The sequence below is a fragment of the Flavobacteriales bacterium genome (genome assembly GCA_016124845.1).
GTDB lineage: Bacteria > Bacteroidota > Bacteroidia > UBA10329 > UBA10329 > UBA10329.
Map to the genome: position 1 here is coordinate 90932 of WGMW01000006.1, position 15837 is coordinate 106768.

Annotated in this window: 13 protein-coding genes; 7 read left to right on the plus strand and 6 right to left on the minus strand. The window is 48.4% G+C overall.

Features of this window, described 5'->3' with window-relative positions; genetic code table 11:
- Positions 1-2 precede the first annotated feature (2 nt).
- The 6 genes from GC178_02515 (at position 3) to GC178_02540 (ending at position 5497) form a co-directional block, all read left to right on the plus strand.
- Positions 3-2513 carry a TonB-dependent receptor plug domain-containing protein gene (locus GC178_02515; GenBank protein MBI1286429.1) on the plus strand — a complete coding sequence of 837 codons (2511 nt, stop codon included), beginning with the start codon at positions 3-5 and terminating at the stop codon, positions 2511-2513.
- 143 nt (positions 2514-2656) lie between these two features.
- Positions 2657-2914 carry a hypothetical protein gene (locus GC178_02520; GenBank protein ID MBI1286430.1) on the plus strand — a complete coding sequence of 86 codons (258 nt, stop codon included), beginning with the start codon at positions 2657-2659 and terminating at the stop codon, positions 2912-2914.
- Between the two features lie 14 nt (positions 2915-2928).
- Entirely contained in the window at positions 2929-3189 is a 261-nt protein-coding gene (locus tag GC178_02525) for a hypothetical protein (protein MBI1286431.1), read from the plus strand.
- Positions 3190-3239: 50 nt separating this feature from the next.
- The gene (locus GC178_02530) at positions 3240-4748 is read left to right on the plus strand and encodes an organic solvent tolerance protein OstA (protein MBI1286432.1); all 1509 of its coding nucleotides are present in this window, start codon (positions 3240-3242) and stop codon (positions 4746-4748) included.
- 70 nt (positions 4749-4818) lie between these two features.
- Positions 4819-5112 (plus strand): type II toxin-antitoxin system HigB family toxin, encoded by a 294-nt coding sequence (locus GC178_02535; protein MBI1286433.1) that lies wholly within the window; start codon positions 4819-4821, stop codon positions 5110-5112.
- A gap of 1 nt (position 5113) precedes the next feature.
- The gene (locus GC178_02540; GenBank protein MBI1286434.1) at positions 5114-5497 is read left to right on the plus strand and encodes a transcriptional regulator; all 384 of its coding nucleotides are present in this window, start codon (positions 5114-5116) and stop codon (positions 5495-5497) included.
- A gap of 86 nt (positions 5498-5583) precedes the next feature.
- On the opposite strand, the gene GC178_02545 is transcribed toward GC178_02540, so the two are convergent.
- The 6 genes from GC178_02545 to GC178_02570 form a co-directional block, all read right to left on the minus strand.
- A complete protein-coding gene (locus tag GC178_02545) occupies positions 5584-7029 on the minus strand; it encodes a hypothetical protein (GenBank protein MBI1286435.1) in 1446 nt (481 codons plus the stop codon).
- A gap of 77 nt (positions 7030-7106) precedes the next feature.
- The gene (locus GC178_02550; protein MBI1286436.1) at positions 7107-7610 is read right to left on the minus strand and encodes an ABC transporter ATPase; all 504 of its coding nucleotides are present in this window, start codon (positions 7608-7610) and stop codon (positions 7107-7109) included.
- A gap of 79 nt (positions 7611-7689) precedes the next feature.
- The gene (locus GC178_02555; protein ID MBI1286437.1) at positions 7690-8481 is read right to left on the minus strand and encodes a (Fe-S)-binding protein; all 792 of its coding nucleotides are present in this window, start codon (positions 8479-8481) and stop codon (positions 7690-7692) included.
- A 130-nt stretch (positions 8482-8611) separates the two neighbouring features.
- Positions 8612-9934 carry a 4Fe-4S dicluster domain-containing protein gene (locus GC178_02560; protein MBI1286438.1) on the minus strand — a complete coding sequence of 441 codons (1323 nt, stop codon included), beginning with the start codon at positions 9932-9934 and terminating at the stop codon, positions 8612-8614.
- Between the two features lie 12 nt (positions 9935-9946).
- Positions 9947-10927 carry an MCE family protein gene (locus GC178_02565; protein ID MBI1286439.1) on the minus strand — a complete coding sequence of 327 codons (981 nt, stop codon included), beginning with the start codon at positions 10925-10927 and terminating at the stop codon, positions 9947-9949.
- A 1-nt stretch (position 10928) separates the two neighbouring features.
- A complete protein-coding gene (locus tag GC178_02570; GenBank protein ID MBI1286440.1) occupies positions 10929-13100 on the minus strand; it encodes a hypothetical protein in 2172 nt (723 codons plus the stop codon).
- 137 nt (positions 13101-13237) lie between these two features.
- Between GC178_02570 and GC178_02575 the strand changes: the two genes are divergently transcribed.
- The gene (locus tag GC178_02575) at positions 13238-15835 is read left to right on the plus strand and encodes a hypothetical protein (protein MBI1286441.1); all 2598 of its coding nucleotides are present in this window, start codon (positions 13238-13240) and stop codon (positions 15833-15835) included.
- The last annotated feature ends 2 nt before the right edge of the window (positions 15836-15837 follow it).

The window sequence follows — 15837 nt, forward strand, 5'->3', positions numbered from 1 at the left end:
TGATGACATTCCAGAACATAACGCTGCGAGCGGTGCTATCGCTCGGACTGATGATGTTGGTGAGCTTCAGCGTACTGGCGCAAAAAGCAACGGTAAAAGGTCAACTGCTGGACGAGAACAATCAGCCCATTGATGTGGTGAGTGTGGCACCAATGGGCTATCCAGGCGGAACTACCACGGATGCCAAAGGGAATTACTCACTCGAGATCCCTGCAAATGTGAAGGTGAAGATCAGCTTCCGACATCTTCAGTATGAAGCGCAGACCTACGAAGTAACACTTGCCCCTGGCGAGGTAAAGGTTCTGAACCGCACACTCAAGATCAATGAGAACCTGATGAGTGAAGCGGTGGTGAATGACGAGGCCAACCGTACCACCACCATGCAGCGCGTGGACCCGAAAGTGGCTCTGGAGATTCCCACCGTCAGCGGTGGAATTGAAGCCGTGCTGAAAACATTCCCCGGTGTGAGTTCGAACAATGAGTTGAGTTCGCAGTACAATGTGCGAGGTGGAAACTATGATGAGAACCTCATTTACGTGAACGATGTACTCATCTTCCGGCCGTTTCTCGTTCGTTCTGGCCAGCAGGAAGGGTTGAGTTTCGTGAATCCCGATCTGGTGGGAAGTCTGAATTTCTCTGCTGGAGGTTTCGAGGCCAAGTATGGCGATAAGATGTCGTCCGTCCTTGATGTGAAATACAAACGGCCTCGCAAATTTGCCGCTTCGGTTACGGGAAGCCTTCTGGGCGGAGCGGCACACGTGGAAGGTTCATCCAAGGATTATCGGTTCTCGTACTTGGCTGGCGTTCGCTACCGCACCAATCAATACATCCTGAGCAGTCTCGATACGAAGGGGCAGTACCGCCCGCGTTTCATTGATGCGCAAGGTCTTTTGAACTTCGACATCAATGAACAATGGAGCGTTAGTTTCCTTGCCAATTACGCGCAGAACCGCTACCAGTTCGTGCCGCAGGACCGCGTTACTTCTTTCGGAACGATAAGCAATGCGTTGCAGTTGACCGTTTATTTCGATGGTCAGGACATCAGCCAATTTGAGACGATGCTCGGTGCGTTGACAACCGAATATCGGCCAACTTCCAAACTGAAATTCAAGCTCATCGCTTCGGCTTTCCGCTCTACAGCAGACAACACTTTTGACATTCAAGGGCAGTATTTCATCGGCCAGTTGGACAACAGTTTCGGTTCCAGCAGCTTTGGCGATGTAGCCTACAACCGAGGCATCGGAACCTTCTTGAATCACGCACGAGATTACCTGATCGCTGATGTGGTCTCCATGCGCCACATCGGAAGTTGGTCTGAGCGCCAACGGAAACTGGAATGGGGCATCACGTACCAGCACGAGAGCATCAAGGACAGGCTGAGCGAATGGAACATGAACGATTCGGCAGGATATTCCATTCCGCTGAGTTCGCAGCAGTTGGAGCTGCAAAAACTCATCAAAACACAGATCAGTTTGCAGAGCAATCGCGTAAGCGGGTTTATTCAGAACACTTGGATGTTTGCCGATACCAGCAAGCACCGCGTCACGGCTGGTTTGCGCTACCATTATTGGACCGTGAACAAGCAGTTTATCGTTACGCCCCGCGCCAATTATTCGTTCAATCCGAAATGGAAAAAGGCCGACATGCTTTTCCGACTTTCGGGCGGGATGTACTACCAGCCGCCTTTCTATCGAGAACTGCGTGACATCTACGGAAACATCAACACCAATGTGCGTGCCCAGCAGTCGTACCATGCAGTAGCAGGCATGGACTGGAATTTCAAGGCGTGGAGACGGCCCTTTAAACTGGTGGCCGAGGTCTATTACAAATACCTTAACGACCTGGTGCCGTACGAGATCAATAACGTTCAGATCCGCTACTACGCGCAGAACAATGCCCGCGGTTATGCCACTGGACTTGACCTGAAGGTGAACGGAGAATTCGTGAAAGGCATCGAAAGCTGGGCGAGTATGTCGGTAATGACCGTTCAAGAAGACATTCTGGATGATTACTACTACGATTACTACAATGCCGAAGGACAAAAGATCGGCTACAGCGTGGAAGATCAGGTAGCTGTGGACAGCGTGAGACGCGAGCCAGGTTACATTCCGCGGCCAACAGATCAGCGCGTCAATTTCTCGCTGTATTTTCAGGATTATGTGCCGAAACTTCCGCAGTTGAAAATGCACCTCAACTTGGTTTTCGGTTCGGGAATGCCGTTCGGACCACCTGATAACGTTCGCTACCGCGATACGCTGAGAATCCCACCTTACCGAAGAGTCGACATCGGTTTCTCGTACATGCTTCTTGGCGAAAAGAAGAAGTTGATAGGGCCGAAAAACCCGCTCAAACATTTCAAATCCATTTGGATCAGTTTGGAGGTGTTCAACCTTTTGGGAACGAACAACACGCTCAGCTACCTGTGGATAACCGACATTACCAATCGCCAGTACGCAGTTCCAAACTATCTGACCACGAGACGGGTGAATGCCAAAATTGTGATGAAGTTTTAGAGGCATTCGCTGCGCTCATCACAATACAATTGCACAGAGATGATGGAGAAAATGAGATACATCGAGGTTAATAAGAACCCAGAAAACGTGAAGAAAATCCTCTGTGCAACTCCTTTCTCAGTGTAACCTCAGTGTAAATAATCATGAGAGTCGTAGGCCGCATACCCCATCCGAGTATTACCATTACGCTGTTCAGCTACAACGAACGCTACATTGTAAAGATGGAAGCAGGTCCGATGGAACAATCCTATAAGGTTCCGACAGAGCAGATCGGTAGTTTGGAAAACCTCCAGAAAGTGGTTGACCCGACCTTCCTAAACGAATGCCTCAAACATTTCAATGCCATGTTTCTTTCATGGAAAGAAGCGATTGAAAGGCATCAAGGCGATTCACCACAATAAGTTATCTTTAAGTGATGAAAAATGAAGATCGATTGATCGAAGTGATGGCCGAACTTCTTGCAGAGGTTCACGAATTGCGAAATGATGTGAAAGGAGTTCGCGATGAAGTTTCTGGCCTTCGAACTGATAGCAACAAGCGATTTGACAAACTTGAAAAAAACTTGAGCAAAACCAATGTTCAACTGGCTGAAAATACAAGAGCATTGATGAAACTTGCCGATTTCAACGACCGCATTATCGAACTCGAAAAGGCTGTCTTCAAAAAGGCTGGATAAGCCTCCTTAATTCTCCAAAAACAACCCCAGAGCCACTATTTTTGGCCGCAATGCGAAGTCTGCTCTTCATTTTCGGTCTGATTCATCTTGCCTTTTTCGCGCTGGCGCAAGAAGAGAAGAAAGTGAAGAAGATCGAGTTGCGGAATGCCGAGGTACTTGAGTATGATGAATCGCTCGGCCACAAGGCGAGAAGACTGCTGGGAAACGTGGTTTTTGAACATGAAGGTGCGCTGATGTACTGCGACAGCGCCTATCTCTATGAAGACAACAGCATGGATGCGTTCTCGCACGTGTTCATAAACAAGGGCGACAGCATCAAGATGTGGTGCGAGGAATTGAATTACAACGGAAACACGGAGTTCGCCAAGGCCAAGCGGCAGGTCAAATTGATCGATAACGAAATGACCTTGACCAGCGACAAGCTCGATTACAACATGAAAAGCGAGCAGGCGTGGTACAACACGGGCGGAAAGATCGTGGACAGCGAAAACACGCTCACCAGCCGAATCGGCTACTACTACAGCACATTTGAAGAAGTGTTTTTCAAGGACAGTGTAAAACTGGTGAACGAGCAATACACGCTTTATTGCGACACGCTGCGTTACAACACCAAAACCGAAGTTGCTTTCTTCCTCGGACCAACGAAGATCATCAGCGATGAGAATACGGTCCTCAGCAATTTCGGGTGGTACGATACGGAACTCGACATTTCGCAGTTCAGCAATGACGCCACCGTACTCAGTAAAGATCAGTCTATCAAAGGTGACAGCCTGTATTACAATAAGAAGCACAGCTACGGCATCGCCATCGGAAATGTGGAAGTGGCCGATACTTCGCAAGACATCATTCTTACGGGCGGCCGCGCCAAATACTACGAAGTGGGCGATATGGTGCTGTTGACAGACAGCGCAGTGATGATCCAGGCCATGGGAAGCGATTCACTTTTTCTGCATGCCGATACGCTACTGAGCATCATCGATACGGTCATCGACCGCAGAATTCTATTCGCTTTTCATCATGTGAAATTCTTTAAACCCGACATGCGCGGCAAGTGCGATTCGCTGGTGTACTCATACGCTGATAGTACGATCAGGCTCTACCGAGACCCGATTCTTTGGTCGGATGAGAACCAGTTGACGGCAGACAGCATGTGGATCCAGAACAGGAACAACCGCATCGACAAACTCTTTATGAAGGAAAATTCGATGATCATTTCGGAAGAGGACAGCGCCATGTTCAACCAGATAAAAGGACGCTACATGACGGGGTTTTTCAAGGAGCAGAAACTGAGGCGTGTGTTTGTGGAAGGCAATGGCGAGACCATCTATTACGCTGCGGAAGAAGGCGGTGGCAAACCGGAGAATGTGAACCGAGCAAAGGCCAGTAACCTTATCATCATCATTTCCGACAATAAGGTGAAAGACATCACCTTCCTTACCCAGCCAGATGCCACGCTTTACCCAATGAACAAGGTGAATCTGAACGATATGAAATTGGAAGGCTTTGACTGGCGAATTGAAGATCGGCCAGAAAAGGTGGAAGATATTTTTGAGTGGTGAAGAGCCAATGCAAAAACACAAAAGTGATGCATTTTCCCATTTTGGGAATATTTATTAAGTTTGTAAGAGCATGCACATCATCACATCAAGGAAATTGCGGGACTTTGCAGGAAAGCATGGTGATATTGACGTGCAGCTACGAGCTTGGGAAAGTATTGTGAAGCATGCGAAATGGAACAACGCGGCCGAGGTGAAGGAACAGTTTCCATACGTGAGCGTGTTGAAGAACGACCGATTCTGTTTCAACCTGAAGGGAAACCATTACCGATTGGTGGTGAAGGTTCTCTTCAATGCCAAACAGGTGCTGATACGCTTCATTGGCACCCATGCAGAATACGACAAGATTGACGCAAACACAATATGAAATGGCAAACGGTGAATTGAGAATATTAAAAACAGAAGCCGACTATAACGCAGCAGTTGCCCGGTTGGATGAACTTGTCCACCAGACAGAAACAGACGGAACGGGAACGGAAGAAATGGAAGTGCTTGGACTTCTAATAGAATCTTACGAAGCTGAACGTTTTCCGTTGTCAGAGCCACATCCGATAGATGCCATCCGATTTATGATGGAGCAACGCGGCATGACCGATGCCGACCTTGGCAACGTGATAGGAAGCCGCAGCCGTGCAAGCGAGATCCTGAATCTGAAACGCGGCCTAAGCATTGACATGATACGCGCCATTCACCAGCAGATGCACATTCCAGCCGAGGTACTGATACAGGATTACCAGTTGGCGAGAGCTTGAGACTTCCATTGTCGTATAAAGAATGGCCTGAGAAATTGGAAGATATTTTTGAGTGGTGATTCGAATGAATCGGTCAGTAATAAAACTCAGTACTTCACCAGACAGAACTCTTCGTTGCAAGACAAGTTTACAGCAGCCGGATCTTCTCCCTTTCTGAGTACCATCAGACCTTGAGAAACACAGGTTTCGTTTGATGGCAACAAGTGCGTATTGTAGTTTCTCAGCTTTAGAGAAGCGTAGACACTTGGCCGCAGTTCGCCATCTACCGATATACAGTTAGCTCCAGAGATTTCCTTGGCATTCTCTTCAAGCCAACTCGTGGTCTTGGCCGGACGGGAGTTGATAAACAAGAACTGCTTTATTAACAGCACCAAGAACAAACCACCGAATACCCACTTCATTGGGCGAATTTTCTCCGATATGTAAGCTATGGTCTCCATTGTCAAAATGGCCACAAACATGAAAATCGGAGCGTAGTACCAACCAAGTTTTACAGCCGATAGATCGAGTATCAGCATGACCGTTAATATCATGGAAGTTGAAAACAGCAGAGGTTTGTTGTGAATCGAACGAATCTTCTCCTTCCAATTTCCTCTAAACAATTGATACGCACCAAGAATAACTCCTGCGTAAAAAATGTAACTCCATAAGCCCATCAAAATGTCCAGTATGACAAAAAAGTAGAACGGCTTAGTTCCTCGTTCCTCACCAAATGTGCCTTGGCCTATGAACCGCTGCCAAGTGTCATTGATCAGCATGGTGCTCAATGCTCCATCGCTCCCATAATGACTTTCTGATGCATCAAACGAGGCACCATATTTTCCTGAGAGGTAAAACCAACTGGATGCCATCCCTACATAAATTAAGAACGCCAACCAGACATTCGGATCCTTCAGCACCTTACGAAACGTACCTGAAAGCAGTACAAAAACCAACGTGCCCGGTAAGAGAAAAACGGAGGTCGTGCCCTTGCTGTAAAAGGCCAGACCCAGAAATGCTCCGGCCACAAGAATCGCCCAGCGATAACCGAAATCATGATATAGCAGAAAGAAGTACGCGAACGCGGCCAGAAACAATATCAGAAACCCATCAAAATCTGCTGTTCGGCCAATGTGCGCCTCAAATACGGCCCTGCTTGACATGAGAATAAGACAGGTGCCAAATGCGAACAGCTTGGACCGGTACAAACTGACCAGAGAAAACACGACAACTAAAAACACAATACTGGCCAATGCAGATGGCAAACGAGAACTGAATACGCTTGGGCCGAACAGTTGATATGATGCGGTCATTGACCAAATGAGCAAAGGAGGTTTCGAATTCCATGTATCGATCTCATCCCCATAATAATAGTCGATGTAATTACCGCGATGAGCCATTTCCACAGCAGTAACGATCTGTCTTGCCTCATCCCAATCCTCAACGTCCGTTGAGCCTAACTTCCAGATTGAGAAGAAAGAGGCCAATAGCAAAACAATCAGAAGCAATCGATTACCCTGCCAAATAAACTTAAACTCATCCGTCATTTTCATCGGCTACAATGTAGCAAATGAAATGTACCACGTTATTATATACAAGACGAGATAAGAAGAATAGCTCGAAATGATAATTAAGCCACCTTGATACGCGAACCAGCCCAACTCTTCACCAACGGAATTCGCCAATTGGTCTGAAGTTCTGAATAGGAAGTGACCATGTTATTGAAAACCGTGGTCTGCTCGTTCAAAGCTCCGTGTTCAAATGCTTCTGAAACTTTATTGGCATGAACGGTTTGGAGTTGACCATCCGAATCGAGATATGCCAAGCTCATTCGATCGAAAAGGTCGATGTTCAGTTTCCGCTCAATGGAGCGTATCTGAGCTACAGAACTATCAATGCTGCAACCGCTGGCTGAACCAGCATCTTCATCCACCATCATTACCAGAAAACGATTGTAAAGCACATCGGCAGCGGCTTTCAGAGGCGCGCCATGGCTTTTCCAATCAGCTGCAAATGTGCTGGCAAGTTGCTTCACTTCGGCAGCTTCGGCATCAGTCAAATTTCGAGATGCTTGATACACCCAAGCTCTTGAGTTGGGTGCGAATCCTTCGAATGTTTCGAGTGTTGTTTTCATACTGAGAGTCGATTGTCCATAGTCAACAGCCCATGGTTCTATTTGTTTCTATCGACTGTCGTCCGTGGACTGAGCGCTATTATAGATCATTCGCCTGAGCGATGAGTTCGGCCACGTCAAGCACTTGCGTTTCGTCCTGTTTGTCGTTGTACTTCACACCATCGGTCATCATGGTATTGCAAAACGGACATCCCGTGGCGATCACATCTGGTTTCAGAGCCAAAGCCTCCTCTGCCCTTTCCATGTTGACTTCCTTGTTGCCCGGCTCAGCTTCCTTGAACATCTGTGCACCACCTGCACCACAGCACAGTCCGTTGGCACGCGAACGCTTCATCTCGGCCAATTCAACATCCAACTTCTCAATCACGCTGCGTGGCGCTTCATATTCGCCATTAGCGCGACCCAAATAACATGGATCATGGAACGTGATCTTTTTGCCTTTGAACTCACCACCTTCAACCTTCAACTTTCCTTCGTTGATGAGTTGTTGAACCAGTTGCGTGTGATGGATCACTTCGTACTTACCGCCCAATTCAGGGTACTCATTTTTCAATGTGTTGAAGCAATGCGGACAACCGGTCACGATCTTCTTCACTTCATAGGCGTTCAGCACCTGAATGTTGCTCATGGCCTGCATCATGAAGGTGAACTCGTTACCAGCACGTTTGGCGGGATCGCCAGTGCAGCTTTCTTCTGTTCCGAGCACGGCAAACTTCATATCCACCTTGTTCAGAATCTTGACGATCGCCTTGGTTATCTTCTTGGCGCGGTCGTCAAAACTACCCGAACATCCAACCCAAAACAGGATATCAGGCGTTTCGCCAGCGGCCATCATTTCGGCCATCGTTGGTACTTTCAATGCTTCACTCATAGTTCTTTATATCAAATCCTCCGTCTCGTTTTAATCCCCCGCCTCGTTCCTCGCCCCCCCCTTTTAAAGGGGGAACTGCGCTATCAAAACTTATTTCTTTGTCAACCTTATCAACTCTGTCAACTTCAATCTATCCTTCCTGTGCCCAGTTAAATCTGTCTGCTGGTGAGAACTGCCATGGCGCACCGTTGTTCTCCAAATTGCTCATTACAGGTGCCAATTCCGCTGGCATACTCGACTCTTCCATCACCAAGTATCTTCTAAGATCGATAATGATGCTCAACGGATCGATATTGACAGGACAGGCCTCCGTACATGCGTTGCACGAAGTACATGCCCACAATTCTTCTGGCGTGATGTAATCGTGCAAAAGCGATTTTCCGTCATCCACAAAGGTGCCTTTGTTCACATCGATAATGGCACCAACCTCCTCCAAACGATCACGTGTGTCCATCATGATCTTGCGCGGAGAAAGCTTCTTGCCAGTAATATTTGCTGGACAATTTGAGGTACAGCGGCCACATTCCGTACAACTGTAAGCGTTCATCAACTGAACCCAACTGAGGTCCTGAACGTCTTTCGCCCCGAAACGCTGATGCTCAGCTTCGCCAGCAGGCTCTGCAGGTGCTGCAAATGGATCGGCATTCGGATCGAGCATCAACTCCACTTCCTTCTTTACCGACTCCAAGTTTGTGAACTGACCTTTGGGTGTGAGCTTGGAGAAGTACACGTTAGGGAATGCAAGAATGATGTGAAAATGCTTGGAGTAAGGAAGGTAATTCAGGAAGAACAAGATTCCCGCGATGTGCGCCCACCAGCAAACGCGCTCAATCAGGTGAAGCGTTTCATAACTCATTCCAGAGAAAACTGGGGCAATCAAGCCACTAATTAGGAATGGTCCTGCAGCTCGATGTTCGTCTGGAAAGTTGGCTTCGGCCGCATTCATGATCAGAAGTGCACACATCAACACGATCTCAATGATCAGGATGTAATTCGCATCCTTGAACGGCCATCCTTTCATTTCGGTGCTGTGGAAACGACCGATCTTCATCACGTTCCTTCTCCAAAGGAAAATGGCACAGGCAACAATCACCAACACACCCAGAATCTCGAAGAAGTTGATGGCAGCGGTGTAAAGTCCTCCAAGAACTGGTGCGAAAATGCGGTGCGTTCCAAAAAGACCATCGATGATGATCTCTGCCACCTCAATATTGATCAGCAGGAAACCTGCATAGACAATGATGTGAAGCGTTCCTGCAATGGGCCGAACCACCATTTTGGACTGCCCCAATGCCACGCGGAGCATCAGGTTCATTCGATCGCTGGCGCGGTCTTTTCTGTCGATGTCTCTTCCGAGAAGGACGTTTCTACGAATGCGCATCGCGCTTTTGGCAAACAGGCCGAAACCTACCGCCAACATGATGAGAAACAGAATCTGTGGGATGTACTCCATATCTAAACGTGACTACTTTTTCTTCTTTTCCTTTCTACCGAAAACCGAAACATGCACATAGCGGTTCGGGTTCGCTTTTATGTCAACAAACAGGCTATCGAGGTCGCGGGTGGCAGCTTCGAGGTTATTGTAAATGGAATCGTTGGCGAAGAGCTTTCCGATGGTTCCTTCTCCCTTGTTGATCTTCTCCATGGCATCGGCCAACTCCGCAAATGTCTTGTTCGCATTATTGATGGTTGAGGCCAGTTCTGCGGCCGCTAACGTATCGGAAAAACTGGAAAGATTGTTCAACAGGTTATCGATCTCGTCCTTGTTCTCGTTCAATGTAGATGTGAATCCTTCCACATCGGCCAATATCTGACCGAGCTTTCCATCCTCAGCCAGAATACCATCGATCCTCAGCGATGCCTCCTTCAGGTTACCCATGGTCGCCTCCAGATCCATCATGGCCCTTTTAAGCGAGGACGAATTATTCCTCGGGGCAAATACGTAGTGAAAATCATTGACCAACGAATCCAGCGAATCGAACAGCTTGTCTGCTTTCACCTTTGTGGTGGCAAGGCTGGAAGAAAGGTTGTTCAGTCCAGTAAGCATATCCTCCTCTATCTCCGACACCAGCGTATCGCCTTCCTGATAAAATCCTTCTTCGCTTCCTGTTATCAGATTGATGCTGGTTGTACCGAGGAGGTCGGAAACAAGCACGGCCTTGGTTCCTCTTGGTATTTCGTAATTATCTGCCGTTAGCATGAACTCTACAATGAGATGTTTCTGAAGGACAGGCTCAAAATACACGTCCTTTACCAGCCCTACTTTGTAACCGTTAACGGTAACAGCGTTGGATTGTGTGAGCCCGCCCACATTCTCATAGGTTGTATAGAAAATACGCTGCTTGCTGAAAATGTCATTTCCCTTCAGGAAATTGTAGCCCCAAACGAACGCTACAATGGTTGCAATAGCAATAAATCCAGTACGTATCTCTTTCGAATACTTCATATTATTTGCTTAACATCTCTCGGGCTTCCGACACCTTGATGCGTTCTCCATCTTTGAATGCCACTACGAAAGCCCCTTTGAAACCGAGGTTTCTCAAATCGGTTTGCAGTTTAGTGATTTCCTCAAAATCCTGCGTAGTACCAACAGTATATTTATAAAGACCACCCTGTTCGTATTGCCAAACTTGCTGCCCTCTGAACTGCGGATCGGTTGCCGAGAGCGGTTTCGCAGAAGTGACCACCTGAACTCTGAAGATAAGTCCTGGAACAACTGTCTGTGACACAGGATTCTCAGGTTTTGGTTTCTGTGTGGCCCGTTCTTCTATCACTTCCTTGGTCACGGTTTCCACATTCTGGCCTTTGAGCTCCGCAATGCGTTGCTCCAATTGCTTTTTGCGCAATTGAAGGAAGAGCAGTTCGGCCTCTTCGGGCGTGGCCGCTTTCTTGTCATCAATGGTCACCTGAAGGTCCTTTGCCTCCTTTTTTCGCACGGCTGCAACGGAATCTTGCTGCGCCTTTTGTCTGGCTGCTTGCCGCGCCTTCTCCTCCTCTGCCTGTTTCATGGCTTCTTTCTTGGCCTGCTCCGCAGCGATAACAGCGGCAATGGAATCCTTTCTGGCCTGTTCTGCCGCTTCCAGTTTTGCGATGGAATCGTTTTTCGCCTTTTCGGCAGATGCCTGAATCCGCGCTATGGAATCGATGCGAGCCTGCTCACGTACCAATTTTATTGCGGCAAGCGAATCGACACGCTGATGCATCGCCTCCGCCTCTTGCTTCTTTCGAGCTTCCTCCAATTCTTTCTCTTTCTCACGCTTGATGGCCTCCAAGCGTTCCTTTTCCGATTCGGTCGCGGCCTTACGCTTTGCCTCTTCCAATTCCTCTTCCTTGGCCTCTTTTATCTCCTCCAGCCATTCTTTTGCGTTCTGTTTGGATTCCAATTCCTTCTTGGCCTTCTCCACTTCTATCTGCTTTAAGGAATCTTCCCGCGCTTTCTGAGCCGCCAGTTCTTTCACTTTCTGCTCCTCCAACTCACGCTTTTTGCGCTCCATTTCGGCAAGTTTCTCGCGCTTTACTTGCTCCAGCGAATCGGCTTCGGCCTTCAGACGCGCCTGCTTTTCAGCTTCAGCCTTCTGCTTCAATTCCTCTTTCTTGGCCAACTCAGCCTCACGCTTCTTCTTCTCGTCTATCAGTTTCTGCTTGGCCTGTTCCAACGAATCGGCCACGGCTTTCAAACGCGCTTGTTCGTCCGCTTTCTTGATGCTGTCTTTTCTGGCCTTTTCGAGTTCAGCCGCCTGTTTTTTCGCTTCTTCAAGCGGTTTGGCTTCAGCAACTTCTGTTTTGGGTGCAGGCTCCACGTAGCCTTCTGGCAGCGGATCTTCCACCATTTCCTTATACTCCTTGAAACCACGGAAGATGGCCGAGGACATATACGCTTTGCCGTTCTCTGAATTCAAAAAGTCCTCTTCTGATGAGTTGGTGAGAAAACCCAGTTCGATAAGAATACTGGGCATGGTCGTTCTGCGCAGCACCAGAAAACCTGCCTGCTTCACACCACGGTCTCTTCGTCCCACGCGGTTCTTGAACTGGTCTTGAACATACTTGGCAATGGCCAAACTCTGCTGCAAAAAAGCACTTTGCATAATGGTGAGTGCAATGATGCTTTCAGGTGAATTCGGGTCAAAACCCTCGTACTTGGTCTTGTAATCCTCCTCCAAGTAGATGGCGGAGTTCTCCTTCATGGCCACTTCCAAGTTCTCTTGGTTCTTGTGAAGTCCCAACGCGTAGGTTTCCACACCATAGGCAGAAGAATTGGCCGCTGCATTGCAATGGATGCTCAGAAAAAGGTCGGCTTTGATCTTGTTCGCCACATCTGCCCTTTCGTTCAATCCGATAAAAACGTCCTTGTCGCGGGTGTAAATGACCTTTATTTCTGGAAACTGCGTTTGAATGTAACCGCCTACCCGAAGTGCCACATCGAGGGCAATGTCTTTCTCCCGTGTTTTGTAGCGACCTGTTCCCAAATTACCTGGGTCGTGACCACCATGACCTGCATCAATAACAATGGTCCGAATTCGGAAAGGAGCATCCGCACCTTGGGCCGATCCCCAAAAAGGAATCAGAAGGAATGCAAGAAAAAGAAGAAATGGCCGTTTACCAGCCAGTTGCGAATGCATCATTATCCCACCCGTGTTCCCCGCTGAAATGGTTAGCTTTGAACGCCTAAAAATAACGCCTTTTCCCCGAATAGAAGGAGGTAGCAAAGTTTAGTGTGGCTCCCGTGATCAGAACCCATTTGTTGTGTATTGTGTTGATGTTCGGGGCCATTGGTGGATGGGCTCAGAACGTGGAGCCTACCGCTGTATCGGATTCTACTGATACTCAGCCAAATGTCATTGGCAAGAAGCAGAAAAGCCGTCTCGATACGGTTTTTCCAACGGTGGTGGATACAAGTTTCAATCTTGCCAAGGAATTGGCGAAGAAAGATTCTACCGTCAACGATTCGATGCCCAAACCTCCCAAAGAGAAAAAGACCGATCTGGATGCGGAAGTGAAGTATCACGCCAAGGATTCCATCCGCTTCAGCGTGGATCTGAAGAAGGTCTTTCTGTTCGGAGACGCGCAGATCAATTACAAGGACATTGAACTCAAAGCGGCCTACATCGAGATCGATCAGGAGACCAAGGAAGTGTATGCGGAAGGAGTTTTGGACTCAGCTGGCAACAAGATCGGGCAGCCGCAGTTCAAAACGGGCGATCAGAATTTCTCTGCCAGTAAAATGCGGTACAACTTCGAAACAGAGAAAGGAAAGATCGTTGAGGTGATAACCAAGGAAGGTGAAGGTTTCCTGCATGGCGACAAGGTGAAGAAGATGGACGAAGGCTACTACTACATTGCCGATGGTGGCTATACCACGTGCGATGCTGAGGATCCGCATTACATGATCAAAGCCAAGAAGTTGAAGGTGATCCCCGATGATAAGATCGTGAGCGGCCCCGCCTTTCTCATGTTCGAAGGAGTGTACACACCTTTGGTCGTTCCGTTTGCGTGGTTTCCGAACAAGCAGGGACGTAAATCGGGCATCATATTCCCCACCTATGGCGAATCTCCGACCCAAGGTTTCTTCTTCAAGAACATGGGGTATTACCTCAATCTTGGAGACAAAATAGACCTTGCCCTCACGGGCGACATCTACACGCATGGCAGCTATGCAGTACGCGTCACCTCCAATTACAAGAAACGCTACAAGTACAGCGGTCGAATTGAGCTGAGCCACAGCAGCCTGCGCAACAGCCGCAAGGAATTTCCTGATTATAGCGTGCAGAACAACTACTTCGTAAGATGGAAACACACGCAGGACCCGAAGGCACGGCCAACCACTTCCTTCTCCTCTGATGTGAACTTCGGAACGGCCACGTTCTTTGCCAACGGACTGGTGAACAATGCTCAGGATTATCTCACCAACACGTTCACCTCGAGTATCGCCTTCTCCAAGCGGTGGATAGGAAAACCGTACAGCCTGAACGTGAACATTAAGCACAGCCAGAACACAAAAACACGCGAAGTGAGCGTAACGCTGCCGCAGATCTCGTTCAACGTGCAGCGTTTCTACCCTTTCAAACGAAAGAACCAAGTGGGCAAACAACGCTGGTACGAGAAGATCGGGGTGAGCTACTCCATGCGAATGGAGAATAGCCTGCTGACCGTGGACTCCACTTTCTTTACACGGTCATCGCTCACCAAAATGCGCAACGGGATCATTCAGAGCATTCCCATTTCCACCTCCTTCAAGGCATTCAAGTATTTCACCATCAGTCCGTCTGTTTCCTACAACGAGCGCTGGTTCTTCCAGCAGCTGAACAAGCAATGGAACAATGAGACCCAGACGCTGGATGTGGACACGACCTATGGATTCTTCAGCAATCGCGATGTGAACGCCAGCATCAACGCCAACACCACGCTGTACGGGTTGGTGCAATTCAAAAAAGGACCGATACGCGGCATCCGACACGTCTTCAACCCAAAAGTGGGTTTTACCTACAAACCCAAAATGGCCAAAGATGCGGTAGGCTACTATGGCACCAACGGCACGGTGGGTTCTTACAGTCAGGATGCGCTGAGCATTTACGGCAGGCCGCCCACCACCAACACGGGCGCAGCCACCTTCGGTTTCGGAAACCAGTTGGAGATGAAGGTGCGTTCGAAAAAGGATACCATCACGGGATTCAAAAAGGTGAAACTGCTCGAGCAGCTCAACGTGGGAAGCAGCTACAACTTCTTTGCGGATTCGCTCAACTTCTCCGACATCAACATCAACGGAAGAACCACCATCTTGGAACGTTTGGGCGTGAACGTGATCATGAACTTCACTCCGTACGCGCAGGATTCGCTGGGGCGGAAGATCAACAAATGGTTGGTGTATGATAACAAGCAGCTGACGCGTTTGACCACTGCCACCGTGGCCATGACCTTGAAACTCAACGGCAAAAGCAAACAGACCGACTATACCAGCGATAAGGGAACAGAGGGCGAACTGGCGCAGATCAACGCCAACAAGGGCGCTTACGTGGATTTCAACGTGCCGTGGACCCTCAACCTGAGCTACAACCTGCAACTGAACAACACCAATGCGGCCACCAGCGCCAGCCGTCTTACGCAAACGCTACAATTTCAGGGAGACATCAATATTACACCTAAGTGGAAGTTCGGTGCCACATCAGGTTACGATTTCGTGAACAAGAAGATGAGCTACACCTCGGTGACCATTTACCGCGACCTGCATTGCTGGGAGTTCAGCATGACATGGGTTCCGTTCGGGCAGCAGCAGCAATGGAACTTCAACCTCAATGTGAAATCGCAGGTACTGCAAGACCTGAAGCTTTCGAGAAGAAAGAATACTTTCGATTTTTAACG

What these genes read in the sequence shown, in the direction of transcription:
- GC178_02570 (MBI1286440.1), bottom strand. Translation starts at nt 13,100, where the DNA reads ATGCATTCGCAACTGGCTGGTAAACGGCCATTTCTTCTTTTTCTTGCA.
- GC178_02575 (MBI1286441.1), top strand. Translation starts at nt 13,238, where the DNA reads ATGTTCGGGGCCATTGGTGGATGGGCTCAGAACGTGGAGCCTACCGCT.
- GC178_02540 (MBI1286434.1), top strand. Translation starts at nt 5,114, where the DNA reads ATGGCAAACGGTGAATTGAGAATATTAAAAACAGAAGCCGACTATAAC.
- GC178_02515 (MBI1286429.1), top strand. Translation starts at nt 3, where the DNA reads ATGACATTCCAGAACATAACGCTGCGAGCGGTGCTATCGCTCGGACTG.
- GC178_02535 (MBI1286433.1), top strand. Translation starts at nt 4,819, where the DNA reads ATGCACATCATCACATCAAGGAAATTGCGGGACTTTGCAGGAAAGCAT.
- GC178_02525 (MBI1286431.1), top strand. Translation starts at nt 2,929, where the DNA reads ATGAAAAATGAAGATCGATTGATCGAAGTGATGGCCGAACTTCTTGCA.
- GC178_02520 (MBI1286430.1), top strand. Translation starts at nt 2,657, where the DNA reads ATGAGAGTCGTAGGCCGCATACCCCATCCGAGTATTACCATTACGCTG.
- GC178_02545 (MBI1286435.1), bottom strand. Translation starts at nt 7,029, where the DNA reads ATGAAAATGACGGATGAGTTTAAGTTTATTTGGCAGGGTAATCGATTG.
- GC178_02555 (MBI1286437.1), bottom strand. Translation starts at nt 8,481, where the DNA reads ATGAGTGAAGCATTGAAAGTACCAACGATGGCCGAAATGATGGCCGCT.
- GC178_02530 (MBI1286432.1), top strand. Translation starts at nt 3,240, where the DNA reads ATGCGAAGTCTGCTCTTCATTTTCGGTCTGATTCATCTTGCCTTTTTC.
- GC178_02565 (MBI1286439.1), bottom strand. Translation starts at nt 10,927, where the DNA reads ATGAAGTATTCGAAAGAGATACGTACTGGATTTATTGCTATTGCAACC.
- GC178_02560 (MBI1286438.1), bottom strand. Translation starts at nt 9,934, where the DNA reads ATGGAGTACATCCCACAGATTCTGTTTCTCATCATGTTGGCGGTAGGT.
- GC178_02550 (MBI1286436.1), bottom strand. Translation starts at nt 7,610, where the DNA reads ATGAAAACAACACTCGAAACATTCGAAGGATTCGCACCCAACTCAAGA.